Genomic DNA, 26,727 nt, shown 5'->3' on the forward strand with positions numbered 1-26,727 from the left:
TGCCGGTGGGCTGCCCGGCGATACTGGCGACCATGATCAGGATGTTCCGGCCGCTGCTGCGCGGCTCCACGTACTCGGGTGCGCTGTTCGCCTATGGCGGCGCGCTGGCGAGCCTTCCGCTGCTGCCCCTCGCCCTGTTGCCGGCGTTGTCGTGGCGCTCCGCTCCCGAGGGCGTGCAGATCGTCCTGGCCCTGCTGGTCTGGGCTCTGCTGGTCGGTGTGGTCGGGCTGGCGCGCCCCGTACGGCGGGCGCTGGTCGTGTCCGCCCGCCGGCTGCTGCGGGTGCCGCTGCCGGATCCGGTGGCGGGTCGCCGGGACTCCGGTTCCCCCGGCCTCGACCGCTGGCGGACCCCGCTCTGGCTGGTGCTGCACGCGGCCGTCGGGTGGACGGGAGCGCTGGCGAGCGGGGTGCTGTTCCTCATGGGCCTCTCCCTGCCGGGGAACTGGCTCGACGGCGAGGCGGAGTTGAGTCTGTCCGGCACGTCGGTCCGGGTGTCGGGCGGCGGGTGGAGCTGGGTGGCGGCGGCCGTGTGCATCGTGCTGGCGGTGGCCGTCTGCGCACTGGTGGCGAAGGCCCTGCGCTGGTCGGCGCCACGGCTGCTGGGGCCGTCGGCGGCCGAGCGGCTCGCGCTGGCCGCCGAGCGGGAACAGCTCCTGGCCGAACGCAACCGGATCGCCCACGAGTTGCACGACTCGATCGGGCACACCCTGACGGCGGCCACCATCCAGGCGGCGGTGGCGGGTGAGGTGCTCTCCGTCGACCCGGCGGCGGCGCGGGCCGCCATGCGCAGCATCGAGGAGTCGACGCGGGCCGCGCTGGAGGACCTGGACTACGTACTCGGAGTGCTCCGCGAGGAACAGGCCGGGACGGCGCCGACGCGGACCCTGGCCGACCTCCCCGAGCTGCTGGACCGCCTGCGGCACGCGGGGGCGGTGGTGGAACCGGAGCTGTCGGGCGAGCTGACGCAAATACAGGGGACGCTGTCCCGGGCGGCGTACCGGATCCTCCAGGAGGGGCTGACGAACGCGCTGCGCCACGGGGCGGGCGGCCCGATCGAGGTCCGGGTGACGGCCGGGCCCGACCGGCTGGACCTCACGGTGGTCAACCGGACCGGGGCACGGACGGGACCGGGCCCGGGGCCGGGTACCTTCCCGACCTCCGGCCACGGTCTGTCCGGACTGGCCGAGCGCGTCCGGCTGCTGCACGGTGAGTTCCAGGCCGGTCCGGACGGGGCGCGGCACTGGCGGCTGGCCGTCCGGCTGCCGGTACGGGTGTCGGCGTGAGCGGATCCGACGCCGGCGAAGGCACGGCGCCGCCCACCGTCACCGGCCCCACCGTCACCCTGCTGATCGCGGACGACGACGAGGTCACCCGCAGCGGCCTGCGCATGCTGCTCTCCGCACAGCCGGGGATCACGGTGGTCGGCGAGGCCGCCGACGGCGTCGAGGCCGTCGAACGGGCGGAGGTCCTGCGGCCGGACGTGGTCCTGATGGACGTCCGGATGCCGCGTCTCAACGGGATCGAGGCCACCCGCCGGCTCCTCGCCGAAGCGGCCGACCCGCCGAAGGTCGTGGTGATCACCACCTTCGAGAACGACGGCTACGTCACCGCGGCCCTCAGCGCGGGCGCCAGCGGCTTCGTCCTCAAGCGCCTCCCGGTCCGCCGGATCGCCGAGGCGGTCCGGGTGGTGGCGGCGGGCGAGGCCGTCCTCTTCCCGGCCGCGCTGGGCCGCATGGTCGCCCCCCGCCCGCTCGGCTCCGCCGAGGCCCTGCCCCGGGCCGCGCTCACCGGCCGGGAGGAGGAGGTGCTGCGCCTGATGACCACCGGGCTCTCCAATCCGGAGATCGCGGAGTCCCTCAGGGTGAGCCTGGAGACGGTCAAGACCCACGTAGGAAATGTGCTGACCAAGCTCGGCGCGCAGAACCGGACCCACGCGGTGGTGATCGCGTACGAATCCGGCCTGGTCGTCCCGGGCTTCGCCGGCTGACCGGCCTCCGCGCTCCCCGCACACCCTGCCTCTACTCTTAATGCCGCCGGTTGACGGACGAGGAACAGCGAACGACGGAACGGAGCGTGCGGTGACGGCGGGGGAAGCGAATGGCGGAGAGCTGGTCGGCAAGGTACTCGGAGGGCGCTACCGGGTGACCGCCATCGTCGGGCGCGGCGGCATGGGCGTGGTCGCCCGGGCGGTGGACGAGCTGCTCGACCGGGAGGTCGCCGTCAAGATCCTGCGGGCCTACACCGACGCCTCCGCGACCGAACTGGCCGATCTGCGGACCCGGATGCGGCGGGAGGCACAGGCCGCCGCCCGCATCCGGCACAGCGGCGTGGTCACCGTGCACGACGTGACGGAGGATCAAGGTCTGCCGGTCATCGTCATGGAACTCGTCGACGGCCCCTCGCTCGACGACGTCCTGACGAAGCGCGGGACGCTGGAGCCGCGCGAAGCGGCGGCGATCGGCGTCAAGTTGATGGACGCGCTCGACGCCGCACACCGGGCCGGGGTCCTGCACCGGGACGTCAAGCCGGGAAACGTGCTGCTGGAGCACGGCGGCCGGGTCGTGCTCACCGACTTCGGCATCGCCACCCTGGAGGCCTCCGGCGACGACGCCATGGCCAAGCTGACGCAGAGCGGTCAGATAGTCGGCTCCCTCGACTATCTGCCGCCGGAGCGCGCGCAGGGCAGGGAGCCCGGTCCCGCGTCGGACATCTGGTCGCTCGGCATGACGCTGTACGCGGCCGTGGAGGGCACCTCGCCGTTCCGTCGCACGTCCGCGTGGTCCATGATGTCGGCCATCGTCAACGATCCCCTGCCGGAGCCCCGCCTGGCCGGACCGCTCGCACCGGTGCTGATGGCGCTGATGGCGAAGGAGCCGGAGGACCGGCCCACCGCGGACCAGGCGCGCGGCATGCTGGAGGACGTCGCCTCGGGTCGGACGGTGCACTCCGCGTCCGCCGGCCCGACGTCCACTCCCACGGTGGTTCCCGGGGCCGGGGCCGCGGCCGCGGCCGCTGTCGCACCGCCCGCCGGGTTCGGCCCCCCGCTGTTCCCGCAGCCCACCCCGCAGCCCCAGCCTCCGTATGCCGGCTACCCGCAGCCCGGCGTGCCGGTCGCGGGTCCCGCCGGAGCCGGAGGAGTCCCCACTCCGGAAACGAGCCGCTCCGTGGCCCGTCGTACCCGGAGTCGCGGCAACACCCTCATCGCATCGGCGGCCGCCGTCGTGCTCCTCGCCGCGGGCGCCGGCATCACGTACGCCCTGACCGCCGAGGAGGGCGGCACGGCCGTGGAGGGCTCGCAAGCGGCGCCGCCCGGCGTCAGCTCCCCGGCGGGCAGTCACCGGCCGACGGCGGGCAGCAGCCCGTCGGCCGCCGGTTCCTCAGGCGCGTCCGCGCAGCCGTCTCCCTCGAAGACGACCGCGCGGCCCACGAAGACGCCGGCCTCCCCGGAGGCGAAGCCCAGTTCCACGGTGAAGGAGCCCACCCCGGTGTCGACGGCGTGCACCGGCTGGGCCCACCAGAACCGCAGCAACGGCTACGGCTACCTGGCCGACGACAACCACCTCTTCACCGGGCCGTACAAGGAGTGCTCCTACGTGACCTTCGCCAAGACCGGCGCGAAGCTCTTCTACCACTGCTACATCACCAATGCCCACGGCAACAAGTGGATCTACGCCCGCATCGAGGGCACCGACGCCGAGGGCTGGATCTCCAGCGACCACTTCACCCGGGAGAGCGGCACACTGGTCCGCTGCTAGGCCGGCTTCTTCCGGATCTTGCCGGGCAGGTCATGCGGCTTCTCTCGCCCCTGCACGCGCGCTGTTTCCAGACTGCTCCTGCCGGGCCAGGTGCGCACCTCGGCGCGGGCCAGGCAAGATCCGGAGGAGACGACCTAGCCGGTCCGGGCCGTGTCCGCCTCTCGGTGCATGCCTGTGCACAGCGCCCAGACGACGAGCAGGTTGACCGCGATCAGCACCAGGGCCCACAGCGGGTAGTAGGGCAGCCACAGGAAGTTGGCGATCGCTCCCAGTCCGGCAACGGTGACGCCGAAGAAGCGTGCCCACAGGGCTTCGCGGAGCACGGCGACGCCCGCGAAGACGAGTGCGAGGCCCAGGATGAGGTGCACCCAGCCCCAGCCCACCAGGCTGAACTCGAACACGTAGTGGCGCGTCACGACGAACAGGTTGTCCTTGGCGATGGCCGAGATCCCTTCGAGGGCCGCCATCACGCCGCCGAAGATCATCAGGGCTGCTGCCAGTTCGGTTCTACCGGACGTGGCCGCGTGCCAGGGCCTGGGATTCTCGTGACCCGCACGCGCGGTGCCGGCGTCACTGGCCATGTCGGCCTCCATGAGTTGCGAGAGCCGGTCCGGCGTACCGGGTCCGGCGGAGTTCCCCGTTTCAGCCTGTCACGGCGGACCCCCGTCGGCATTCCGGGCTCTTCTCATGGAACTCAGAGCATGATGAGCAGGCGCGTGTTCGGCTTGAGCTTCCTGTTCACCGAACGGCTCTGCACGTACACCTCCAGCTTGGGGTTGCGTCCCGCCTTCACGGAAACGGTGCCCTGGACATCCGTGCCGAACAGAAGGCTGCGGGCCGCGTCGCCCGTGTAGGCGCGGTCGGTGTCCTTCTCGACCACGATGACTTCCTTGTCGGGCTGGACCTGGACCCGGGTACCCAGCTGGTAGTAGCAGGCCCCGCGCGCGTACGTCACGCCCGGATGCGAATCCACGAAGGGCCGGATCTCGGTCTCCGCGTCGACTTTCAGCAGCCGGTACTTGTCGGTGGGGACCGGTTCGAGGTTCGCGCGTACGTCGTCGACCGAGATGTCCTGGCCGACCGCGAACAGGTTCTTCGTGCCGCGCACGCCCTTCTCGCGGCCCCGGAGGAAGCTGGTGGCGGCGGCGCGTACGGTGCCGATGGCTTCCTCGACGCCCTCCTGGGAATCGGCGTCCCAGATCGCGATGTTGCCGGCCGGGAAGCCGTAGTTCTGGGCGGTGCGCTTCGCCAGGGAGTTCGGTACGAGGATCGCCGAGGTCCAGTGGTCCGGAAGGGTGCCCATCCTCGCCGCGATCCGGTCGAGCCAGGGGCCGAGGACGGTCATGTCGCCGTCGTGCCGCCTGTTGCCGCCGGAGGCGTTCTCCTCGCCGTCCGTCACCACGATCTGGAGGAAGCTGTGCTCGCCGTACTCCTCCCAGATGTGGCCGAGGTCGTCCAGGGACTTCAGCGAGGCTTCGATGAGGGCGGTGGCTCCGTTGTTGACCTTGTACAGGCCCCGCATGGACGGCAGGTGCTTGACGTCCATGTCCCAGACCAGGTTCTCCACCTTGTGGTCGAAGGAGTAGAGGCTGATGCGGGTCTCATGACCGAGGCTGTCCGACTCGACCTTCAGTCCCGTCACGAACTCGTCGACGACGCGGATGAGTTGACCCTGGTGCTGCCGCATGGAACCCGAACAGTCCACTACGAGCGCGACGTGGTTCACCTTGTGCTGGATCTTGTTGGCGGACACGCTTCTGCTCCTTCGCCGAGGCTCCCCGAGTGATGACTTCACACTAGGCGCAGGCACTGACAACGCAGCCTGACGGACGATCACCCGCCCTCACCCGGTCCGCGAGGCGAGGGTGAGGGAGCGTTCGGCGTTGTCCAGGAGTTCCTTGTACGTGAGGACCTCGACCCGCGTGACCTGGGTGTTGAGGGTGCGCAGGGTTTCGGCTATCTCCTCCTCCGGGACGTGCGGCTGGAGCGCGGGGTGGCCGATGAGGACGAGGGCGCCGGCTCGGCGCGTCTCGATGCCGAACTCCTCGCGGATGCGCAGGCGGTCCTCGTCGAGGCGGACCAGGTAGTTGGCGGCCTGGCCCATGGCGTCGTGGACCTCCGCCGTGGGGACCCAGCCGCCCCGGTGGGGTTTGACGAGGCTGCCGCGCAGGCTCATGGAGCGCTTGAGTTCGACGACGTGCAGGGCGCCGTCGCCGCGGATCAGGGGGATGTCGAGCTCGTCGCCCGGTACCAGTCTGCGGCGGGCGGCCTCTCCCACGAACTGCCCGCCGAAGATCCAGTACTGGCCCGCCAGGGCCCGTTGGAGGTCCGCTTCGGTGGCGGCGGGGTCCTCGGCGACCCGGCGCAGGGCGGCGAGGCTCGCCGAGCGGCGTCGCAGTTCGGCGGCCCTGATGAGCATCTGGCCGTCCGGGTCGGCGGCGAGCAGGGCCAGGGCGTCGGGCGAGCCGGCGATCCGGCGCGCGGCCGTGCCCAGGTCCTCGATGTCGACCCGTTCGCTGAGGGCGCGCTCCAGCCAGACCATCATCTCGGCCATGCCCCGCAGCAGGACGTAGCGGCCGGGACGGTCGGACGGCGCGGCCAGGTACCGCGCGTCCTGGGTGAGCGAGCCGATGTGGGCGAGGAGTTCCTCGACCCCGGCCCCGGGATGCCCGTCCAGGTACGCGCGGCCCGCCTCGGCCGCGAAGCCGAACTTGAGGCTGAGCATCGCGCCGGCGTGCTCCCGCCAGCGTTCGTTGCGGGCGCCGTCCTGGAACAGGCGGTGGCGCTCCCTGAACTCCGGCTGCAGGATCCGGCCCTGCGCGTAGTCCACGGAGTCCTGGAGGAGGCGTACGACCTGCCACTCCCCCGCCTCCGCGGCCCGCGCGCGGGCCGCGGCCAGGAGGTCGACGAGGGCCTTGCCGCCCCGGCGGCTGCGGGCGCGGCCGCTGCCGCTGTGCATGTGGGTGACCGCGGCCGCGACGGCGGCCTTCACCTCATCCGCGACCGCCTCCTTCTCCACGATCTCCAACTGTTCTTCCAATGACCAGTCCGCTCTGACTCCCATCCGCGGATTGTCGCGAGGGGGTCTGACATCGCAGACCCCCTCGCTCGCCCGTCAGCCGCGCAGCAGCGTGGCCGCCGTCGCCGCCGGGACCGGGGCGAGGCCCGCCGGGCGGGTGGTGAACGTGCCCCGGCCCTGGGTGCGGCCGCGCAGGCGGGACGCGTAGCCGAACAGCTCGGCCAGCGGCACCGTCGCCGTGAGCTGCGCCGTCCCGCCCACCGTGGTGGATCCGCCGACCCTGGCGCGGCGGGCCGCGAGGTCACCCAGGACCACGCCCACACCGTCCTCGGGGACGGTCACGGTGATCTCCGCGACCGGCTCGAGGAGTTGCAGGGTGCTCGCGCGCAGGGCGTCGCGCAGGGCGAAGCGTCCGGCGGCCCGGAACGCCATCTCCGAGGAGTCCTTGGAGTGGGTCGCCCCGTCGGTGAGGACCACGCGCAGGCCCGTCACCGGATGCCCGCCGAGGGGGCCCTCGGCGAGGGCGTCCCGGCAGCCGGCCTCGACGGCCCGCGCGTACTCCTGCGGGACCCGGCCGCCGACGACCGTCGAGCGGAACTCGAAGCCCGGCTCGTCGAGCGGCTCGACGTCGAGGACCACGTGCGCGAACTGGCCCGCGCCGCCGTCCTGTTTGACGTGCCGGTAGACGAATCCGGTGACCCCGCGCACCACGGTCTCCCGGTAGGAGACCTGCGGCCGGCCGACGACGACCTCCACGCCCTGGCCCCTGCGGATCTTCTCCACCGCGACCTCCAGGTGCAGTTCGCCCAGGCCCGACAGCACGGTCTGTCCCGTTTCCGGGTCGGACCGCACCACCAGGGAGGGGTCCTCCTCGGTGAGGCGTGCCAGCGCGGACGCGAGCCGCCCGGTGTCGGTGCCGCGCCGGGCCTCGACCGCCACCGACACCACCGGTTCGGCGACCGACGGCGGTTCGAGGACGAGCGGCGCGCCCGGCGCGCACAGGGTCGTGCCGGCGCGGGCCGTCTTCAGCCCGACCACGGCGACGATGTCACCGGCCACCGCTTCCTCCCTCTCCTCGTGCCGGTCGGCCTGCACCCGCAGGATCCGGCCGATGCGTTCGGTACGGCCCGTGGCCGCGTCCCGTACGGAGTCGCCCTTGCGCAGGGTGCCCGCGTACAGGCGCAGGTAGGTGAGCCGTCCGGTCGGCGTCGCCGTCACCTTGAAGGCGAGCGCGGTGAGCGGGCCCGCCGGGTCGGGCTCCCTCTCCTGCTCCGTGCCGTCCGCCGTCGTACCGCGTACGGGCGGCATGTCGGCGGGCGACGGGAGGTACGCCACGACGGCGTCGAGCAGCGGCTCGATCCCGCGGTTGCGGTACGCCGAGCCGCACAGCACGACCACGGCGTCCCCGCCGAGGGTCAGCTCGCGCAGGGCGCGGACCAGGGTGCCCTCGGTCAGGGCGGAGGCCTCGTAGAACTCCTCCAGGGCGTCCGGGTGGAGTTCCGCCACGGCCTCCTCCAGCTCGCGCCGGCGGCGGGCGGCCTCCTCCCGCAGCTCTTCGGGGACGGGCGTCTCCTCGTACGCTCCGCCGTCCGGCTGCCAGAGCAGCGCGCGCATGCGCAGCAGGTCGACGACGCCGGTGAAGGCGTCCTCCCGTCCGACGGGCAGCTGGACCACCAGGGGGACGGCTCCCAGGCGTTCCCTGATGGAGGCGACGGCCGTGTCGAGGTCGGCGCCCGCGCGGTCCAGCTTGTTGACGAACGCGATCCGCGGTACGCCGTGCCGGTCGGCCTGGCGCCATACGGTCTCGCTCTGCGGTTCGACGCCGGCGACGGCGTCGAAGACGGCGACCGCCCCGTCGAGCACCCGCAGGGACCGTTCGACCTCGTCGGAGAAGTCGACGTGGCCCGGGGTGTCGATCAGGTTGACGCGGTGTCCGTCCCAGGCGCAGCTGACCGCGGCGGCGAAGATGGTGATGCCGCGGTCGCGTTCCTGGGCGTCGAAGTCGGTGACGGTGGTGCCTTCGTGGACCTCGCCCCGCTTGTGGACGGCGCCGGTCGCGTACAGGATCCGCTCGGTGAGGGTGGTCTTGCCGGCGTCCACGTGGGCGAGGATGCCCAGGTTGCGGACGGCGCCGAGGGTGTCGGCGGTGCGGGTGGTGGTGGTGAGGTGTCGTTGGACGGTGCGCATGGCCCGGGGCCTTTCGGATGACGCGGAAGAGGGCGGCGCGATGGCCCGGCGCACGGCACGGAGCTTCCCCGGCCCGGGCGCCGGCCCACGGCGGAAGGCCGGTGGGGCGGGCGGGGCAGGGGGGAACGGCTCGGGCGTGCGTCAGGGTCGTACGGTGGCGGGCGCGCAGCCGTCACCGTACGCGGCGGGACACCAGGATCACGTCGTACCGGGACGGGGGAACGGAGGCGGCCGCGCGGTGCGTGTGCGTGTGCGCGTTCATGGCCTGGCTCCCCTTCTCTTCACTCGGCATCACTGTGCATCGGTACGCATCGCCTTGCGGGCGGGGCGTGTTGGTGAGCATAGGGGGCGGGAGGTGCGGGCGCACGGGGTTTTCCGCCCGCGCCCCGCACGGCGCCCGCACCGCGCCCCGCGAGGTCAGTCCAGGAGGCGGGCCCGCAGCCGGGCCACGGTGTCGGGGGTGATGCCGACGGGCCCGGTGACGTAGGCGGACGGGGAGCCGTAGCGGGTGGTCAGGTCGGCGAGGACCAGGGCCATGACGGTGGCGGGGGCTCGCCCGTACGAGGGCCAGTGCAGGGTGCGGCCCGGGTGGGCGGCGTGCCAGTCGGCGGTGAGGCGGGCGGTGGCCAGCTCGGTGAGGGCGAAGTCGGCGAGGATCTGCTCCTCGGGGACGTCGAGGAGGGTCAGGACGAGGGCGGCGATCAGGCCGGTGCGGTCCTTGCCGGAGGCGCAGTGGAACACGGCGGGGCCGGGGCCGTCCGCGATCAGTTCGATCGCCCGGCGGATCTCGTCGGTCCCGTCCTCGGCCACCTCCGCGAAGCGGTCGGCGAGGTAGCGCCAGGGGTCGAGGGCGGGGTCGATGGCGGCCTGGTCGTAGGGCCGGTGCTCGATGCTGAGGTTGGCGTAGGTGAAGCGTTCCGGCTCCGGTATCCGGCCCTTGGCGTCGATCTCCCAGGGGTAGCGCAGGTCGATGACGGTACGGATGCCGAGGGTGAGGAAGCGGTCCCAGTCGGCGCCCTGGAGCTTGCCGAGGGAGTCGGCGCGGTAGAGCGTCCCCCAGGCGAGGGTGCGGCCGTCGGCGGTGCGGTAGCCGCCCATGTCGCGGAAGTTGTGCAGGCGTTCGAACTCGATGTGGCGGTCGTGCGGCACGTGAGGCTCCTGGGGCCGGTGGGGGTGGTGGTGCGCTCGGTCGGCCTCAGGATGCCTCAGGACTCCGCGGACTCGGGAGGGTCGGCCGCTGCGATCCGCCAGCCGCCGTCCCGCGTGGCGGACGCGGTCCAGTCCCCGGGGAGGTCCACGGGGCGGACGACCCTGACGCCGGTGAGGGCGGGCGGGACCGCGAAGGAGGTCCCGGCGAGCGTGAGGACCATGCGAAGTGACGCGACCAGGATCACGAGACGCTAGTTCGCGCACTCAACCCAGATCGGGAGTTCGACGAGACCGTTCATGACCGCAGTGTCCTGGAAACGCAGCTCTGACGGCTTCACGGTCAGGCCGAAACCCGTTGTTCCCGAGAGAAACGCGCGCAGGGCCTGCGCCGCAACAAGACGCGTGACTGGAATGCCCAGGCATGAATGCCGCCCGTGACCGAACGTCAGATGTTCGAAATCCCGACCGCGGGTGGGGTCAAACCTGTGAGCATCGGGAAGCACTGACGTGTCCCTGTTGCAAACGTCCACCCCGATGACGAGCAAAGTACCTGCGGGAACTGCGTACTCGCCTATCACGGATGGCTCCTTCGTCATCCGATAGACCCCCCGCGCAATCGGGCTCGCGTACCGCTGTACCTCATGGACGAGGCCAGGCAGCAGTGTCTCGTCATCGCGTACGAGACTCTGAGTCCTCGGATCTTGCGCCAGGCAGAGGATTCCATTCGTGATCAGTGCCGCCAACACCTCGACACCCGACAGCGCGAGCAGTCGAGTGTTCGCCGCAACCTGTCGATCGTCGAGGGAAGGTAGTTCCGCCATCAGGTCCGACACGAGGTCATCGGCGGGGTGAGCACGCCTGTCGCGCACCCAGTCGACGAGCGTGGCGTCGAGTTCGCGCACCGGGTATCCCTGGTAAACCGCGGTTCTCAGGGCCGAGACGAGGTTTTCGTCAAGTCCAAGCAATCGCGACATCACACTGTCGGCGATGGGCACGCCGATCGACGCGACCGCGTCGAACCTTCCCAGGGCGAGAGCGCTCTCGATCGAGTGTTGGACATCCTGAATCAGTTGGTCCGAGACATCGCGCACGCGCGTATCGATGACCCTCCGAAGTGCGCGCCGTACGCGACGATGCTCTTCCCCATCGGTTTGGGTGACCGCGAAGACCGTCTCGGACATCGGATCCGGATGCGACTCGGCCGGCTCGTCGAAAACGCTCGCCATGAGTTCGCCCGCACTGCCGTAGGTTTCGACGTCGGACAAGATGCGGGTGGCTTCGCGGTGATCGTTGACGAGCAGTCCCACTCCAGCCGTTCCCATGCGCATGGGAACGATGGTGGCGGCCGGATCCGCCGACCCTCGCGACACAGTCCGCTCATCGAGTGTCTTGCGGAAGAGAATGCTGCCTTCAGACACACCAGACTCCTTGCCTTACGGCAATACCCACACCGTGGTCGCCGGAACGAAAGACGAGGTCGTGCAATTCAAGAGCGTGCAGACTGGCCGCCTCTACGGGGGTGATCGTGTGCCCCCAACCGCTTTCGTCAAGAACGGCAGCCGCCGGTTCCGAGCGGTCGATATCGATGCGGCGACGCTCCCCGTAGCGTGTGTCCTCAACGGACAGGAACGTCGGACCGCGCCGAACGACAAGGGATTCTCCCTGCTGCGCCGACCACGCAAAGGTGCCGTCCGACTGGCGTGGCGGGTCGAGGTGGCGAAGGCACCCGACCTCGAGGGCGCCACAGTCGCCGCTCCACGAAACCCGCAAACCAACGCCGCGCGCGTCGCGGAGCAGCGCGATCAAGGAGACGAGTTCGCGATCGCCCATCTCCGGCATGGCAAAGTGACCGACCAGTCGAACCCCGGCGTATCCCGACCGGGTCAGGGTGACGAGGTTCTCCCTGCTCTGCACCGAGTGGAGATTCACTGGCGCGAAGAGCCTTCGCCGGTTCGACCGTCGCTCTGCTGTCTGCTTCGTCACCAACGCAATCCTGTCGCGAGCGCCAAATAGGTGGAATCCTCATGAAAAACAATTCCGAGCTCTGTCCAATTCTCGACGAGCTCTTCGAGCTGACCTTCCCGCACTGCGATCCCGAGCGAGCGCATCGTGGAAGCGAGTGCAGGAAGCGTTTTGCCCTTGGCCAGTGCACGGTAGGCCTCGGCCTCGAGACCCGGTTGAAGCACCACCTCACGGGAGGGCCAGGCGGGCCGGTCGTCGACGACGACGAGCGAGTCGTCCGGCGCCGGCAGAGCGACCAGCCGAGAAACCGATGCGGTGGCCTTCCAGTTCGCGACCGCTTCGCGCAACATCTCATCCGTCTCAGGCGATATGCCAGCGGGCTCGGACTCGAACACGTAGACGAGGTCATCGAGGGCGTCCACTACCCCCTCGTAAGCGCTCACCAGGTTGCGCGAGGGACCGAGAGCCCGGAGACCGAGTTCTGGATCGTCGAAGTAGGGGCTGAAGCGTTCCAGTTTGATCGGGAACGCCCCGGCGGGCGGCGTCAGATGATGGAGGGACGGGAGCGAGTCGATCAACGCCATGTAGTCGCGGTCATGCTCCCCGGGGAAACCCAAGAGGATGTTCCACGACGGATAGATCCTGCAGGTGGCACAGTCTCGTAGGAATCGCACGTTCTGCCACCCGGTCACCCCCTTGCGCATGATGCGCAGGATGGGTGTGCAGAGGCTCTCGACACCCGGTTGCAGTTGCGTGAAGCCGGCGCGCGCAAGGGACTCGAGTTGACTGAAATTGAGGTTCGACTTCACCTCGGCGAACAACCGGACGTCCCATTCAGCGGGCAGCGCCATATCCGTGGTGAGTTGAATGACATGTTCGGGCGCCAAGATGTTGTCAGCAAACACCAGGTCAAGCACGTTGTGCCGACGGATGGCCCGGGTGGCCTCCGCTTGCACGCGCTCGGCCGGCTTTGCGCGATGGGCCATGGCCGACCCGTTCAAGCCGCAAAATGTGCAATGGTGCTTCGCACCCCACCAGCATCCGCGGCTGGCCTCCAGAGGAATCTTGACATCGATGAGTTGACCGGCCGGAGACTTCCGCAAATCGCGGAAATAGTGATCGTAGACGGGCTCCGGCACCGCGTTCATGGAGACGGGTGTCGGTCCGATGGGGTTGCTTACCGAGGCTCCATCGATGTCCGATCGCCAGCACAGTCCAGGCACGGCACGCAGCAGTTCGTCATGCCTTTCCTCGTCACCGCTACGAAATCCTGCGATGTGGGCGATGAGTGGTGCGATCGAGCGCTCCGCCTCGCCCCGGATCACGTAGTCGAACTCCGTGCGAGCGCGGTGGACTGCCGTACCTTGAACGCCGTCGCAGTTCGCCCCGCCGAGAATCGTGACGATGCCTGGCCGCAACTCCTTGACGCGGTGCGCGAGCGCGAACGAGGCAATGTTCTGATCGAACGTCGTCGTCAACCCCAGGACATCGACATCTGACGTTACGAGATCTCGGGCCAACTCGTCGATGAAGGCGGGCGCCGCGCGGAACATCGCGCAATAGGCATCAACGTGCTCACTGTCGCTCACGAGGTCATAGAAACTCGTGCGGCGTGGGTCGATACCGGGGCGGAAACAGCTGGAGAAGACCCATTCGCCGACCCCGAACACTTCAGCATCGACGATCAGTTCGTAGTGATCACGTTCGAGGCCCGCCTCCCGGACCAAGAAGTCGAGCCACCGAATATTGGCGTAGACGACGTCGAGCTTCTCAACTTCTCCGCGCTGCTCGAACAACGGAGCGATCGTGCTCAGCGCCAGTGAGGGCATGTCAACCACGGCCCAGGGCATGCAGACCAACGCAACCGAAAGGGAATCCTCGTGCACGGCCGGCGGGGTGAGATCCAGCACCGGTCGTTTGTGCCCGATCTGCATCAATTCCACTTCGGCTCCTCATCGATTAGGGGCGTTGCTCGAGATGCTCTGTTTCAGGCTGCCTTTTGGCCGGCGGGCTTCTCGATCTCGCTGGTCACCCGCGTCCCTCGGAAGAGCACCGGGAGCCACAGGAGACATGCCAGCAGGGGGACCGCGGCGTAGGCGGCCATGCCCACACTGGAGCCCAACCCGTCCATGAGCGCGCCGAGGACGAGATAGCCGGTGCCGATGAGCACCGACTCCACGAACGCGATCATCGACAGCAGGCTCGCCCGGTGGCGCGACGGCACTGCCTCGTTGAACACGTTGTCCACGAGCACGGCGGTGATCTCGGGAATTCCGACCAGGGCCAGGAACGCGGCGATGGTGACCCAGACAAGGCCGAGGCCGCTCAGGCCGAGCGCCACGGCGAGCATCAGGAGAGACACCGGGACGATGATCCGATACCCGATGCGCCGGTCCGCGCGGTCCGACAGCAAGGGAGTGAGCCCGCCGACGAAGAATCCCGCCGATATGACCACGCTGACCAATGCGGTGCCCGCTCCCTGATCGGAGAGGGTCTTCTGGGTGAAAATGATGAACGGCGTCAACGTCGCATGCATCAATCCGGACACCACGACAAGCGTCACGAGCGCCGGCGTGGCGACCCGAAGCATCGCCCGCCATGCCGTGGCGTCGCTGTGCGCCTCCTCGGCTCCGCCCTGTTCGTCCACCGCGTCCGCGCCCCGGATCTCGGGCACCCGTGACATCAGCACCACCACGGCCAGGACGAGGCACGCCGCCGAACCGACGTAGACGACTCCCCAGGAAATCTGCTGCAGTTGGCCGCCGAGGACGATGGCGGCTCCCGAGGTGACCGTCCCGAGCATGGTGAACCGGGACTTGATCTTGACGTAGCCGGCCGTTGCACCACGACGCACGAGCAGGTCGTACAGCAGGGCGGTGTCCGAACCGGACACACATGCCATGCCCACGCCCTGCCCGATGAACAGCGCCAGGAACACCCAGTAGTTGGAGAACGTCCCCTGACCGAGCAGACATCCAGCAATCAGCACCTGGCCGATCACGATGCTGGCACGCCTGCCGATTCGGTCGGCGATGATTCCTGTCGGCATCTCTGCAAGTCCGCTGACCAGGAAGAGCAGTGTCTGCAGTAGGGCCACTTGCCCGACGGAGAAGCCTCGCTCATAGAGGAAGAGGACGAATACGCCGCGCTGGAACAGCGCGTTGGCGAGCACGGCGTATACGTAGAACGGGCGCGCGACGCTCCGTGCCGCATCGTCGACTGCAGCCGGCCCGCCAAGGGCCTCCGTGGTGCCGGTCATGCTGCGGGCTCCCCCTGGTGACTCCGGTGATCATTGGTCAACCTCATTCACTCACCAGCTCACGGGCATCTTCTTGACGCCGTACCCGAGCCCGTCGTCCATGAACGGGAGGTCGCCGAGGTCGACGGCCAGGGCCAGTGTCGGAATGCGCCGGAACAAGGCGGCGAACACGACCTGGAGCTCCAGGCGGGCCAGCGGTTGGCCGGTGCACTTGTGCACACCGAACCCGAAGGCGAGCTGCTGGCTGGCATCGCGGCGCAGGTCCAGCTCCCCGGCACCGGGGAACACGCTTTCGTCGCGGTTGCCGATCTCCTCCGGGAGGATCAGACCCTCGCCGGCCCGGATCACCTGCCCGGCGATCTCGATGTCCTCCACGGCCACGCGACGACGGCCGGGCTGGACGGTGGTCAGGTACCGCAGCAGCTCGTCGACGGCCGCGGCGACCTCGGGGCCGTCGGAGTCGTTCAGCACAGTGATTTGGTCGGGATGTTGCAGCAGGGCCAGCGTGCCCAGTGCAATCATGCTGGCCGTGGTCTCGTGCCCCGAGATCAGCAGGAACAGGACCAGCATCACCAGCTGGTGCCGGTTCAGCTGGCCGGTGGCCAGCCGTTCGGTGGCCAGCTGGGACAGCAGGTCGTCCTCGGGGGCAGTGAGCTTGCGGCCGATCAGCTTGGCCAGGTAGTGATACAGCTCGCGCTCGGACTTGTTCACGACGTCGTCCGGGACGTCGCTGCCGGTCATCGTCCTGATGGCGTGCTGGAAGAAGTCGTGGTCCTCGTAAGGGACGCCGAGCACGTGGCAGATGGTGATGGACGGAATCGGCAGGGCGAAATCCGCCACGAAATCCGCCGGCTTCGGGCCGGCCAGCAGAGCATCGATGTGGTCGTCGACGACTTGCTGGACCGTGGGCCGCAGTTGCTCGACCTTGCGGGGGGTGAACGGCCGGGCGATCATCCGGCGCAGCCGGAGGTGCTCGGGACCTTCCATGGCGGTCAGGAACTGGCCTTCTTCATGGTGGTCCTGCAGGAACTGACTGTGGAACGGGTAGCCCGGCTGCATCCAGTCCGCGCTGACCCGGCGGTCCGACAGCAGCGCGCACTGCTCCGCATGCCTCGTCACCAGCCACGGAGTGCTTCCGTCCCAAAGCCGAACTCGGACCAGCGCCGCCCGTTCCTGTAGCTCGGCGAGCTCAGGTGCCGGATCCAGAGGACAACCAGGCGCCCTGGGAATCGGGAAGAACGGGACTGCCGTGGATTCCAGATCAGGAACGTTGGCCTGCGAAGACGTCACAATCCTAGCTCCGTCCCGAATGTCGAAACCTCATGACCGCCGGCAGGAAGACCCTGCCGAATGCCCTGAATGACTGGGCTCGCTGAATGGAGTGATCGCCGAATCGGCTTCTGCGACCTGCGGATTCCGGCGCCTTGACCTTTTGCGCCACATGGCGGGAAACCATCCATGTTCAGCCCTTGTCCGCTGAAGGTGAGCAGCATCAAACGGCGACCTCTCCGCTTGGCACTGTTCCGGACCGGCAGCAGCCTACCCAGACTCGATCAAGCCCTACAAGGGGCGGGAAAGGCCTGGCATCCGCCGGTCAGCGGACATCGGGGCGAGTGCGCGATGCGGGAGTTTGTGCACGCGAGCCCCTGCCGTCGTGTCCGCCACTCAGGGAGGGGCCCCCACCAGCAGGGCCGGCCCCCGTACGCGATCAGATTCGGATCATCTTCGGATCATCGAACCGCGCCGAGACCCACCCCGCGGGCGTGGGGAGATTGCATCTCGGAAGTGCCCTCGTGATCTTGCATGCCGGAAGACTGAAGAACTCCCGTCGTCGCAGGCCACAGGGCACTTCCTCATTCCAGGCAACATCACTGCCGCACATCGGCCGACGGATCCGGGATCAGGTGTGGCACCGGGAAACGTGTGCACGCCCCATTGACGAGACGCCAAAGACTGTATGAGATAAGAATGTTGGAGCCAGCCAAGGCAAAGAGGGGTCAAAAAATGGCGCAGGCAGTGCAGGAATGTTCGGTGACCGTGACGGACGAGGCCGAGCCGGACATGGTGCTCTTCTCCGACGAGGAAGGTCTTGACCTTGCCGATGACGTCGAGTTGATCACCCTGTCATCGGCTACTTTGGGTGCCATCGTTGCGCGGCGCTGCTGATCGCATCTGATGCCGACTCAGAAACGACTGGCCCTCTCGTTTGCCGGGGAGGGCCAGGTGTCGGTTCGATCGTCCACGCGGCATGCACGCGTGACGCTCGGCCGGCCCTTGATCAATTCCGATGTCAATTCTCCGTTCTTCGTTCCTCTCGGACTGCTCTGCATTGCCTCACCACTGATGGCGCATGATCATCCCACCGTCGTCGTCGACCTGGAGTACGAGCACCGGATCGGTGCCTTCGACCCCAGCGATGCTGACTGGCTCGACCAGACCTGCGCTCGCTTCCTCGCCGCCGATCCCGACGTTCTCGGCCTCACCTGCCTCGCGGACACCCTCCCGGCATGCCTTCTCATCGGGCGTGAGGTCAAGCGGCTCCGGCCCGATGTCACGGTGGTTCTCGGGGGACCCGGGACGTTCGGTGTCTTCCCCGATGCCCTCCCGCGCTACGCCGACTGCGTCGACTTCGTGTGCCGCGGCGAGGGAGAGCTCGCGATGACCGCCCTCGCGGATGCCATTGCCGACGGGGCCGATCCCGCCGGGGTACGCGGCTTCTGGTCGTGCAAGAACGGCCAGGCCGTGTCCAGCGGGCCTCAGCCGACCACGAACCTCAACCTCGTGCCGATGCCCGCGTACGGCGCCGTCCCGATGGGCGACTACATCCGGCTGTCGACCCCGCACATCTTCGACGTGCACATCGGCTCCGGGTGTACCTACTCGTGCAAGTTCTGCATGACGTCGACGTTCTGGGACCGCGACTTCCGGATCAAGGATCCCGCGGTCATCCTCGATGAGCTTCGCTTCCTGCACCGCACGTACGGGGTGACCCAGTTCAACTTCCTGCACGACAACTTCGCCAACAAGCGCACGTATCTTGACGAGTTCGTGTCCTATTTCTCCGAGCACAACGACATGTTCGAGTGGGGCTGCGCGGTCCGACCGGACAATGTCAACCCGTCCCTTCTGCGGCGCATGGCCGACGCGGGATGCTTCAACATCTTCTGCGGCACGGACGCGGGGTCGGAGAAGATCCTCAAGGCCATGCTGAAGATGCCCTCGACGAAGCGGACCTACGAGTTCTTCCGGTCCGCCCAGGAAGTCGGCATCCAATTCGAGACGAACACGATCGTGGGATACCCGGACGAGAGCGCCGAAGACCTCGAGAAGGCACTGGAGGTCGTCTTCGACGCGATCGCCTACGGTGCCGTCAACAGTGACCTCAGTGTGCTTCAGCCGCTTCCCGGCGCCGAGATCACGGATGAGTACCGGGCTGAACTCGAACCGCTCGAAAGCGGACTCGACGTCATGGGCACCTTCCTCCCGTCGGACGTCCGCGCGCTCATCAAGGACGATCTGGCGACCTTCACCGGATTCACCTTCATTCGCAGTGGGAATCGGGACTACGAGTACTACCAGGACGTGTTGCGCCTTTCACGGTATTTCACGCGCCGCTATTACCACCTGCTGCGATTCCTCAAGCAGGGTGCGGGACACACGTACGTTGAATTCATCGACGCACTGCTCGAACGGCCTGCAATGCCCATCGAGGAAGCGCTCTCTGAGATTCTGGCGCACATGGAGGGCGTGCATGCGCAAGCCGCCAGGGCGCTGTTCGCATACGACTCGATGCTCGCGGAGTTCCGCGGCGACGAGGTCGAGGAAGAACTCGTCAACGTGTACCGGCGGCCCGCCACCGTGGGGGAGAAGCCGCATTTCCTGATCGCGGACCTCGATGTAGACGTCGTCACGATGGTTTCCGACCCGCGCGAGATCACCTGGAAGCCGGAGCTGAACCGTCCGACCGTCGTGGTCGTGTATCGCGCAAGTGAGGCAGAGGTGTCGACTCTCCGCCTGACGCCGGCGCAGGCCAAGGTGTTCAAGGCCCTCATGCCGCGCGGGCGGGAAGAACGCGAAGCCCTCCTCGCGCGTGTCACCCCCGGTCGGCTGCGCGAGGTCGCGACGGCGGTGGCAGGGTTGTGCGCCCGGATCGACGCCTCGCCGGACGCCCCCGAACGGACCCCTCCGGTGGCCGACAGCCCCCTCCTGACCACGTGAACGTCATGCGCCCCGTCATTGTCGAGGTGGACGACGACCCGATCCGATGGCACGGGCCCACGGGAGGCGACTACCTGAGCCGTTGGTTCGCCGCGGCGAGCCAACGCAGCCGGCTCGATCTCGTCTGGGTCGCGGACGACGGGCTCAGCCAGCACTACCGCGTCCGGCAGGGCGCGTTCTTCTCCGATGGGAGCCCGGTGCGTACGCGCGATCACGCCCGGGCGATCCGGACCGCGCTCGCGGTTCCGTCGCTCCAGCGGTTCCTGCTCGACATCCGCGCGGTCCGCACCTCGAAGGACGAGCTCGTCATCGAGCTCCGCCGCCGGGCGCCGCACCTCCCCAGCCTGCTCCAGAGCGTCGATCTCGCTCCGATCTCGTCGTGCGGGCAACTGTCCTCCGGTGCGTACGAGCGTGCCGTGCGCACCGCCGATGACGAGTACTGGCTCGAACCCGTCAAGGCCGGCACGCCACCTGTGCGGGTGCTCGTCCGCCGCGATCCGCACGACGCCCCGGGGAGGTTCCGGCGGGGCGAGGTCGATGTGACGTGCGCGACGGCGTTTCCGCTCGACCGTGTCCCGGACTTCGCGGACAGCCGGGTGTTCCACACGGCACCGACCGCGATCGAGATGCGTCTGGAGATCATCCCCGACAGTCCGTCGGTGGTGGGCGACGCGGAGTTCCGTCGCCGGCTCCTCGGCGCGATCCGCTATGACCGCCTTGTCGCACGGTGCTGGAACGGCGTGGAGACGGCAGCGCCCGACCACCACGTCGAGGCACCGCCCAGCGCCATCGGCTCAGGTGAACGGTTGCGCTTGGGGTACTGGGACTACTACCCCAACCTGGTCGTGGCCGAAGAGGTCGCGGCTCAGCTGACCGAGAACCTCGGTGTCGAGGTCGAGCTGGCACCCGCCGACTTCGTCTCGGGCTCGGCACAGTCCTTCGACTTGCTCCTCGCGTTGCGGGGCCCGCTGTTCGAAGATCCGATCTGCGCTCCGGACCTGCTCGACCCGGCACGCCGTGACCCGGTCCTCGCGCCGCTGCTGCGTCGGCTGTCAGAAGACCCGGATGACGATGCTGCGTGCGACGAGCTGCGCCGAGCGGTCCGCGAGCAGTGTCCGGTCCTGCCGCTCTTGCGACTCCGAGGCCACTGGCTGCAGCGCGAGGCACTGGCAGGCCGGCCCTGGCCATCGATGGACGCTGTGCGCTTCCCCCGGTTCAGCTGGAGCGCCGATTCTCCATGATCTTCGTCAAACGGTGATCTCGCTACGAAGGAAGGCCAGGGATGGCTGACGGAAGCGGCCGCTACGTTCTCTCGCCTGCGGCGACCTGGTCCCGCGACGGCGACGAGCTGCGCGTTTTCTCCGACGAGGTACTGCTGGTCCGACGCTGCCCCGAAGCGATGTTCGAATGGCTCAAAGCGGTCTCCGACGACCCGGCCGGCCTCCCAGCGCCGAGCGGAAGGCAAGTGGACGCCATCGTGCGTACGCTTCTTCGGCTTCGCCTCGTAGTCGCACCGTTCGACCGCTCGTGGCACTCGTCCGCTTGGCGGAACCAGGTCGAGTACTTCGCGGCCCTGGGTCTGGATGCCGGCGCGGCACAGGATCGGCTGCGCGCGGCGCACGTGACCGTTCTCGGCGTCGGCGGCATCGGCGGCGCGGTGCTGGCCGAGATCGTGGGTGCGGGCGTGGGCGGACTCACGCTCGTGGACGGCGACCGGGTCGCGCTGGAGAACTTGAACCGCCAATACCTCTACCGGCGTTGTGACGTCGGACGGGCAAAGGTCGATGTGGCCCGCGAGTGGGTGCGTGAGCGCCTCCCCGAAGCGGAGCCGACCGCTGTCATGGAAACCATCACGACCAGCGAGGCGTTGGTGCCGTACCTGCGCGAAGGTGGGTTCCTCGTCGTCGCGGCCGACCGTCCTGCATCGCTGCCGGAACTGTGCGCTCAAGCCTGTCTTGAGCGCGGAGCGTCGATGATCACGGGAGGATGCGGCCTCCGAGTGGGGTCGAGTGGGCCGCTGCTCCGGCCCGCCGATGTCCCGGCCTTCATCGCGTCACGCCAAGAGGCAAAGGCCACGGCCGGAGCCGCGGTCACACCGATGGCGGCCTCGTTCGGCCCGGTCAATACGCTGGTGGGCGCGACGATGGGCCGTGATCTCATCTTCGGCATACTCGGTGTGAGCGCCCGAACGACTTCGCATCGCGTCGAGCTGCTGGGGACGGCTTTGACCTGAGAACACGGAAGGTGAGCTTTAGCCTCGACCCTTTGTGAGGGTCCGTCAGTTCTTCGGCGGACCTTTCGGTTCACTCGGGTGGGGTTCTTGGTGTGTGCGGGTCGAGGGCCCGGCTATCGCGTCGGGTGGGTGCCGGGTTCCGCTGCTCCGGGCTGGGTCGTCTTGTCGTAGGGGCAGGTGAACCTGCTGTTCAGCCGGGGTTCGGTAGGAGTGCGAGTTGTTCCAGGGCGCTGGTGATCTCGCGGGTCCAGGACACGTGGTCGGCGAGGCGGAGGATGCGGAGTCGGCCGGCCGTGGAGGCCAGGTGTAGTCGCAGGCGGCGGGGTTCCCAGGCGGGCCTTGCCCCTCAGGGCGAGCATGGGCATCCAGGCCGGCAGGTCCAGAGCGATCTGCACGATCTCCAGCCAGACGCGGTTCTGTGTGGTGTGGTGTTTGGGGCCGCTCGCTCAGCAGCATGCGCATGTTGCGTTCCGGGCCGGCCCTCCGCCAGCGGTCGGGGCGGGCCCGCTTCTCGGCTGTCCAGCCCACCGAATGACAGCAGGGCCGCTCCTCGCCGAGACTGTGGCGTTTGCACCAGTTGTGGGCGGCGGCCCGGTCTGCGCCGGTCGCGGCCCCTTCGATGACGACCGGGGCCTGTCCGAAGCGGGCGGTGAGCCGGTCAAGGACGGCTCCGACCGATTGCGGCCACAGCAGTGGCGGCTTCCGTACACCAGCACCCTCGGCTCACCCGGCTCCAGCATCGCCCTTACCGCCTCGCCCCGCCAGCGTGCCACTGGATCCGGACATCACGCACCGGAAGATCAATGTTCGTCCGGCGAGGTTCGCAGGCGGCCGGTAGCGTCGCTCTGCGCCGAAGGGGTAACCCTTGTATCTACAACGGACTGGGCTCGTCCGGTACGTACCCCTCGCCGCGCCGCCGGGTGCGCTCCCAGGCCTCCCGGGCGCATCCGGGCGGGGCGTAGGTGTCGTCGGGGGTGCCGGTGAAGTCCCGCCAGGGCAGGGGTGATCCGTCCTCCATGCGGGCGCGGCGGTCCTTGCCCGGGCCCTCGCCCTGGTACAGCCACCAGCCCTTCGCCACTGCCTCTGCCTCCATCGTCCGGGCCGCCGAGGCGTGCCCGAGCACGCAGGCGGGGGCGGGTCGCACGCTGAAGCGCAGCCGGAGGGCGTCGGTGACATCGAGGTCCTCCACGACCCGGACGGCCTCGGGGTGCCGTCCGCCCTGGGCGCACAGCCGGCGCCACTTGACGTGCCATGCGGGGCGGCTGTCCTCCCGTTCCTGCGGGCAGCGCACCGTCACCTGGTAGAGCGCGCCCAGGGGCCGAGAGCGGGCGCCGGGGCCGCGCGGGACCGGCCACTGGTTGAAGCCCGACTCCAGTAGTTCGTACGGGACTTGGAACTCGATCCGCTCCACTGACTGCGGCTCGTACGGCAGTCCGTCCTCCGGGCCGTGCGCTTCCTCCGACAGCGCGGCCTGCGAGCGGAGTTGGCACACCAGTGCGGCGCGTACCGTCTCCAGCGTCACGGGTGGCCCCCTCCGACTCCCAGACCAGCCTGGTCCGTTCGCCGCGGAGCCACATCCGGGCCAGCAGGCCGTCCTCGCCGCCCGGCGGGGTCTCCTCCACCCCGGCTCCCGCTCCCGCTCCCGCTCCCGCTCCCGCTCCCGCTCCCGCTCCCGGGGCAGCCTGGGGCCCTGCGTGAGCTCCGGCTCCCTCTCCGGTCCGGGCGTGGCCTGGGGTCCGGCGTCCGTTCGGGCGCGCCTCGGGATCCGGGTCGCGGCCACCTCCCAGTCCCGGGTCCGGCACCCGCGTCCGTTGCCCCCCGGCTCGTCCGGGTGGGCGGTTCCCGTTCCGGTTAGGTGGTCCAGCAGTTCCAGGACCCGCGCACCGGCGGGGCGTACGCCGGGCATGGCGAAGGGGTCGTTATCGGGGTGGGCGGGGTGGGCCGGGCCGTGGAGGGCGTCGGGGCGCGGGGTGTCCCAGCCCGCCACCGCGAGGACGGGCAGCTCGCACAGCGGGTCGACCAGCAGCAGCCCCACTCGGCGGTCCCGGCGTCGCCCGCTTCCTCGGCGCCGGGCCGCCTCAACCCCGGTACGGACCGGCCGCCCGCGCTCAGGCTCGCCCCGAACCGTTCGCCCCAGAAGCAGGATTCGAGGGCCGCGTCCGGGAACCGGCCCGCGAGCCCCTCCGGGACAAGCGCGAAGAGCAGGTCGTGCCGGTCCTGCCGTACCCCCGTGCCGTGCACGAACAGAAACCGCATGGCCGCACCGCCCCCTCGAGCGCTCTGCCCCGCCCGGCACGATAGCGCCGCGCGACGAACAGGGCGTAGGGAACGCACAGTTCGACCACGGTGCACTTCGGAGAGAGGCGGGTCCGACGACCCCAGGGTTGCGCTCCCCATCCGCCCCCCTGCAGGCGACCGGCCGGAGCGGAACCGGTCGACGGGCACGGCTCGGCAGGTGAACCTCACGTGCAACGAGAAGCCCGCCGACGCACAGGCCTCAGCTAGTGTGATCAAGGGATCTACTTACCCGGGGGACGGAAATCATGGACGGATGGCGCGCAACCCAGACGCTACGCACGGTGGGGTCGACCACCACGCATGGGGACAACACCCTCCCGGATCCACACATCTGTGACGCCAGAACCATCCGCCGCGCGGGGGCAGCCCTGTGAGCGACCGGCCGACAGAACAGCCCCCCGCACCTGAAACACCGCCGGCTCCGGAGGCCACGGACGCCCCCGATCCCACCCCGCCGCAGGGCTCGGAGAACGATTCGGGGGCATTGCCCTCCCTCGAAGCGGGCGACACCCCGGAAGCACCCGAACCGGAAGCCGAAATCGCTCCCGACCCGGACGTAGCTCCCACGCCGTACGACGCAGCCCCCGAGCCCCCCTCCACCCCAGAAGAGCCTCAGGAGCACTCCGACCCCACGGAACAGGAAGAACCGCCAGACCCCGCCGAAGCGCCGGAACCCCCTGCGGCTCTGGAGTCAGACGACGGCAGCGACGCGGCGCCAGCACCAACCCCCGACACGGACGAGGCACCCGACCCCTGGCCGGCGTCGGACGACGCCCCGGAAGCCCCCGAACCCGCAGCCGACACCCGCACCGTGCCGGGAACCGACGACCACGACGAGGCGCCGGACCCCACCCGGCCCGACGAGGCTCCGCACGTCGCCGAGCCGTCTTCCGACGCCGCGCCGGACCCGGACGAAGCCCCCGCACCGCACGACGCCGCCCCCGAGCCCCAAGAACACCCCGCCACCCCCGAGCCCGCCGAACCTCCGCACCACGAGGAAGAGCTTCCGGACCCGGACGAAGCCCCGGAACCCCCTGAAACTCTGGAGCAACAACCGGCCGGCGAATCGGCGGTAGCACCCACCCACGACGCAGACGAGGCACCCGACCCACCGGCCTCACCCGGCGACACGCCGGAGGTCCGTGCGGAGCCGTCCGAACCCGCCGACCCGGATTCCGGACCCGCACCTGATGCGAGCGAGCCGCGTCCGTCGCACGCCGCGCGTGACGACGTGGTCGAGGGCGGCTTCATGGACCAGATGAAGCAGATGGCGGGCGTCGGAAAGCACGTGAGGGAGCAGCGGGAACGCCTGACCAACACCGTGGACCGCCCGGAATTCCAGGATCCGTCCGAGTATCCAGAGGACTTGCCCAACCGCTACGGCGCTCCTCTCGACCGGTCGGATGGGACGAGGACACCGCTCTTCGACGGGGAGCCTTCACGCAAGCAAGCCAAGCAGGGAGCAATCAACGACTGCGGCATCGTCGCCACACTCGGCGCCGTGGCCGAGCATCGGCCCGAAGCCATCCGCGCGTGCGTACAGGAGTCCGAGGACGGCAACTATCAGGTGAAGCTGCACGAGGCCAAGTACAACTACTCGCTCGGCAGATTTGAACCGACCGGCCGCAAGATCAATCTGACCGTGACACCCGACCTCCCGGTGTTCGACGCCACTCCCGAAGCACCCGCCTTCGCGGATTCCGTAGGAACCGGAGCGGCATGGGCACCCATCATGGAGAAGGCGGTCGCCGGAATTGATCAGACCTGGACCGATGACCGCCGCGACCAGTGGGCTTCGGACAGTGTGCTACGGCCAGGCCCGCCGGATTCCGAGGGATACGTCCGGCTCAACAAAGGCAGCAGCGCCCAGGATCGCGCCGAACTCCTCACACAGCTCACCGGTCGACCCGCCCACGTATGGGATTTCCCCGATAAGCCCAATTACGATTGGGTCAGCCCTGACAAACAGCTCGTCACCGACATTCGCCAGCAGCTCGCCGACGGCAAACCCGTATTGGTCGGATCGTGTTCAGAGAAGGAGGCTAAGGGCCCACTGGAGAACGACCTGCACCCGGAACATGCGTACGAAGTGACCCATGTGGACGAAAAGGGTCAGTTCCATCTCCACAATCCCTGGCACCGAAACCAACCCGACCCCTTGACCATCCGGCAGTTCAGAAAGAACATCCGACCTCGATACACAACCTTGGAGTAAGTCGCATGACCGATAAAATCGCCCTCCGGAAGGGAATTCTCCGCCGGACAGGAATCGGTGAATTCGGCGTGATCCGGGTGGACGCCCGTCCCGGCCATCCCGTCACGGTCCGCCTCCTGGTGGCGGTCGACGAGGAAGAGGCGAAATACACCCTTCAGATCGGCGACAGTTTCCCGGTCCAGGGCGAGCTCTGGGTACTCGACGGCGTCGACGACCCTGCCGGCGCATGGCTCGTACGCCTTCGCAAGGCTGAACAGACCCTGCCTGGGTGATCACGAGCGAGGCAGAGGGCGGTCGGCGCCACACGGGGCTGCCCGCCCTGGCGGCACGGTCCAGAAGGAGTCCCCGACGGGCACCCTCACCACCCTCCAACTGACCCTGTCCCCCTGAGGCCCCGTGCACGCGGCCGGCGGCGGGGCGAACGCCGCCCCG

General features: G+C 69.0%; 22 protein-coding genes and 1 pseudogene. 9 read left to right on the forward strand and 14 right to left on the reverse strand.

Translation table 11 applies throughout. The features are described from left to right. The first annotated feature begins 32 nt into the window (after nt 1–32). The 3 genes from OOK31_RS06810 (at nt 33) to OOK31_RS06820 (ending at nt 3,755) form a co-directional block, all read left to right on the forward strand. Complete coding sequence (locus OOK31_RS06810; protein WP_267011420.1) at nt 33–1,283, forward strand: sensor histidine kinase; 1,251 nt, start codon at nt 33–35, stop codon at nt 1,281–1,283. After that, nucleotides 1,280–1,987: a response regulator transcription factor gene (locus OOK31_RS06815; RefSeq protein WP_267011421.1), complete on the forward strand. Its 708-nt coding sequence runs from the start codon at nt 1,280–1,282 to the stop codon at nt 1,985–1,987. The genes OOK31_RS06810 and OOK31_RS06815 overlap by 4 nt, the downstream gene beginning before the upstream one ends. A gap of 91 nt (nt 1,988–2,078) precedes the next feature. Continuing rightward, nucleotides 2,079–3,755, forward strand: a complete 1,677-nt coding sequence (locus OOK31_RS06820; protein WP_267011422.1) for a serine/threonine-protein kinase — start codon at nt 2,079–2,081, stop codon at nt 3,753–3,755. Between the two features lie 134 nt (nt 3,756–3,889). Here OOK31_RS06820 and OOK31_RS06825 read toward each other — a convergent pair whose 3' ends face one another. The 11 genes from OOK31_RS06825 to OOK31_RS06875 all read right to left on the reverse strand — a co-directional run bounded on the left by OOK31_RS06825 (nt 3,890) and on the right by OOK31_RS06875 (nt 16,561). After that, the gene (locus tag OOK31_RS06825) at nt 3,890–4,336 is read right to left on the reverse strand and encodes a hypothetical protein (RefSeq protein ID WP_267011423.1); all 447 of its coding nucleotides are present in this window, start codon (nt 4,334–4,336) and stop codon (nt 3,890–3,892) included. A 113-nt stretch (nt 4,337–4,449) separates the two neighbouring features. Then, nucleotides 4,450–5,508 carry a vWA domain-containing protein gene (locus tag OOK31_RS06830; protein ID WP_267011424.1) on the reverse strand — a complete coding sequence of 353 codons (1,059 nt, stop codon included), beginning with the start codon at nt 5,506–5,508 and terminating at the stop codon, nt 4,450–4,452. A 90-nt stretch (nt 5,509–5,598) separates the two neighbouring features. Beyond that, on the reverse strand, nt 5,599–6,819 hold the full coding sequence (locus OOK31_RS06835) for a Shedu anti-phage system protein SduA domain-containing protein (RefSeq protein WP_267011425.1): 1,221 nt from the start codon (nt 6,817–6,819) through the stop codon (nt 5,599–5,601). Nucleotides 6,820–6,870: 51 nt separating this feature from the next. Then, the gene (fusA, locus tag OOK31_RS06840) at nt 6,871–8,961 is read right to left on the reverse strand and encodes an elongation factor G (protein ID WP_267011426.1); all 2,091 of its coding nucleotides are present in this window, start codon (nt 8,959–8,961) and stop codon (nt 6,871–6,873) included. Nucleotides 8,962–9,378: 417 nt separating this feature from the next. Beyond that, complete coding sequence (locus tag OOK31_RS06845) at nt 9,379–10,059, reverse strand: tyrosine-protein phosphatase (RefSeq protein WP_267011852.1); 681 nt, start codon at nt 10,057–10,059, stop codon at nt 9,379–9,381. Between the two features lie 107 nt (nt 10,060–10,166). After that, entirely contained in the window at nt 10,167–10,355 is a 189-nt protein-coding gene (locus OOK31_RS06850) for a hypothetical protein (protein WP_267011427.1), read from the reverse strand. Nucleotides 10,356–10,361: 6 nt separating this feature from the next. Then, on the reverse strand, nt 10,362–11,528 hold the full coding sequence (locus OOK31_RS06855) for a cytochrome P450 (RefSeq protein ID WP_267011428.1): 1,167 nt from the start codon (nt 11,526–11,528) through the stop codon (nt 10,362–10,364). After that, nucleotides 11,521–12,093 (reverse strand): DUF5825 family protein, encoded by a 573-nt coding sequence (locus OOK31_RS06860; protein WP_267011429.1) that lies wholly within the window; start codon nt 12,091–12,093, stop codon nt 11,521–11,523. Before OOK31_RS06860 ends, OOK31_RS06855 begins: the two co-directional genes overlap by 8 nt. After that, entirely contained in the window at nt 12,090–14,006 is a 1,917-nt protein-coding gene (locus OOK31_RS06865; RefSeq protein WP_267011853.1) for a RiPP maturation radical SAM C-methyltransferase, read from the reverse strand. Before OOK31_RS06865 ends, OOK31_RS06860 begins: the two co-directional genes overlap by 4 nt. 53 nt (nt 14,007–14,059) lie before the next feature. Next, nucleotides 14,060–15,331, reverse strand: coding sequence for an MFS transporter (locus OOK31_RS06870; RefSeq protein WP_267011430.1), 1,272 nt, complete (start codon nt 15,329–15,331; stop codon nt 14,060–14,062). 51 nt (nt 15,332–15,382) lie between these two features. Next, on the reverse strand, nt 15,383–16,561 hold the full coding sequence (locus OOK31_RS06875) for a cytochrome P450 (protein WP_267011854.1): 1,179 nt from the start codon (nt 16,559–16,561) through the stop codon (nt 15,383–15,385). A 774-nt stretch (nt 16,562–17,335) separates the two neighbouring features. Between OOK31_RS06875 and OOK31_RS06880 the strand changes: the two genes are divergently transcribed. From OOK31_RS06880 to OOK31_RS06895, 4 genes are all read left to right on the forward strand, one after another. Then, on the forward strand, nt 17,336–17,497 hold the full coding sequence (locus OOK31_RS06880; protein WP_267011431.1) for a hypothetical protein: 162 nt from the start codon (nt 17,336–17,338) through the stop codon (nt 17,495–17,497). Nucleotides 17,498–17,587: 90 nt separating this feature from the next. Continuing rightward, nucleotides 17,588–19,549: a radical SAM protein gene (locus tag OOK31_RS06885; protein WP_267011432.1), complete on the forward strand. Its 1,962-nt coding sequence runs from the start codon at nt 17,588–17,590 to the stop codon at nt 19,547–19,549. Beyond that, nucleotides 19,546–20,790: a hypothetical protein gene (locus tag OOK31_RS06890; RefSeq protein ID WP_267011433.1), complete on the forward strand. Its 1,245-nt coding sequence runs from the start codon at nt 19,546–19,548 to the stop codon at nt 20,788–20,790. The genes OOK31_RS06885 and OOK31_RS06890 overlap by 4 nt, the downstream gene beginning before the upstream one ends. 41 nt (nt 20,791–20,831) lie before the next feature. After that, complete coding sequence (locus OOK31_RS06895) at nt 20,832–21,782, forward strand: ThiF family adenylyltransferase (protein ID WP_267011434.1); 951 nt, start codon at nt 20,832–20,834, stop codon at nt 21,780–21,782. Nucleotides 21,783–21,972: 190 nt separating this feature from the next. Here the strand turns inward: OOK31_RS06895 and OOK31_RS06900 are convergent. The 3 genes and pseudogenes from OOK31_RS06900 to OOK31_RS06910 form a co-directional block, all read right to left on the reverse strand. Then, nucleotides 21,973–22,219: pseudogene (locus tag OOK31_RS06900) on the reverse strand (transposase); the annotation flags it as partial. A gap of 434 nt (nt 22,220–22,653) precedes the next feature. After that, nucleotides 22,654–23,304 (reverse strand): hypothetical protein, encoded by a 651-nt coding sequence (locus OOK31_RS06905; protein ID WP_267011435.1) that lies wholly within the window; start codon nt 23,302–23,304, stop codon nt 22,654–22,656. 329 nt (nt 23,305–23,633) lie between these two features. Next, a complete protein-coding gene (locus OOK31_RS06910; RefSeq protein ID WP_267011436.1) occupies nt 23,634–24,038 on the reverse strand; it encodes a hypothetical protein in 405 nt (134 codons plus the stop codon). Between the two features lie 526 nt (nt 24,039–24,564). Here OOK31_RS06910 and OOK31_RS06915 point away from each other — a divergent pair. After that, nucleotides 24,565–26,295, forward strand: a complete 1,731-nt coding sequence (locus tag OOK31_RS06915; protein ID WP_267011437.1) for a hypothetical protein — start codon at nt 24,565–24,567, stop codon at nt 26,293–26,295. 5 nt (nt 26,296–26,300) lie between these two features. Next, nucleotides 26,301–26,567 (forward strand): DUF6406 domain-containing protein, encoded by a 267-nt coding sequence (locus tag OOK31_RS06920; protein WP_267011438.1) that lies wholly within the window; start codon nt 26,301–26,303, stop codon nt 26,565–26,567. Nucleotides 26,568–26,727 lie beyond the last annotated feature (160 nt).

This window comes from Streptomyces sp. NBC_00249 (genome assembly GCF_026342355.1).
Taxonomy (GTDB): Bacteria; Actinomycetota; Actinomycetes; order Streptomycetales; family Streptomycetaceae; genus Streptomyces.

Excerpts from the sequence above, each read along its gene's own strand:
- OOK31_RS06810 (WP_267011420.1), top strand. The coding sequence starts at position 33 with ATGATCAGGATGTTCCGGCCGCTGCTGCGCGGCTCCACGTACTCGGGT.
- OOK31_RS06825 (WP_267011423.1), bottom strand. The coding sequence starts at position 4,336 with ATGGCCAGTGACGCCGGCACCGCGCGTGCGGGTCACGAGAATCCCAGG.
- OOK31_RS06835 (WP_267011425.1), bottom strand. The coding sequence starts at position 6,819 with ATGGGAGTCAGAGCGGACTGGTCATTGGAAGAACAGTTGGAGATCGTG.
- fusA (WP_267011426.1), bottom strand. The coding sequence starts at position 8,961 with ATGCGCACCGTCCAACGACACCTCACCACCACCACCCGCACCGCCGAC.
- OOK31_RS06845 (WP_267011852.1), bottom strand. The coding sequence starts at position 10,059 with ATGGGCGGCTACCGCACCGCCGACGGCCGCACCCTCGCCTGGGGGACG.
- OOK31_RS06865 (WP_267011853.1), bottom strand. The coding sequence starts at position 14,006 with ATGCAGATCGGGCACAAACGACCGGTGCTGGATCTCACCCCGCCGGCC.
- OOK31_RS06870 (WP_267011430.1), bottom strand. The coding sequence starts at position 15,331 with ATGACCGGCACCACGGAGGCCCTTGGCGGGCCGGCTGCAGTCGACGAT.
- OOK31_RS06880 (WP_267011431.1), top strand. The coding sequence starts at position 17,336 with ATGGCGCAGGCAGTGCAGGAATGTTCGGTGACCGTGACGGACGAGGCC.
- OOK31_RS06895 (WP_267011434.1), top strand. The coding sequence starts at position 20,832 with ATGGCTGACGGAAGCGGCCGCTACGTTCTCTCGCCTGCGGCGACCTGG.
- OOK31_RS06910 (WP_267011436.1), bottom strand. The coding sequence starts at position 24,038 with ATGCGGTTTCTGTTCGTGCACGGCACGGGGGTACGGCAGGACCGGCAC.
- OOK31_RS06920 (WP_267011438.1), top strand. The coding sequence starts at position 26,301 with ATGACCGATAAAATCGCCCTCCGGAAGGGAATTCTCCGCCGGACAGGA.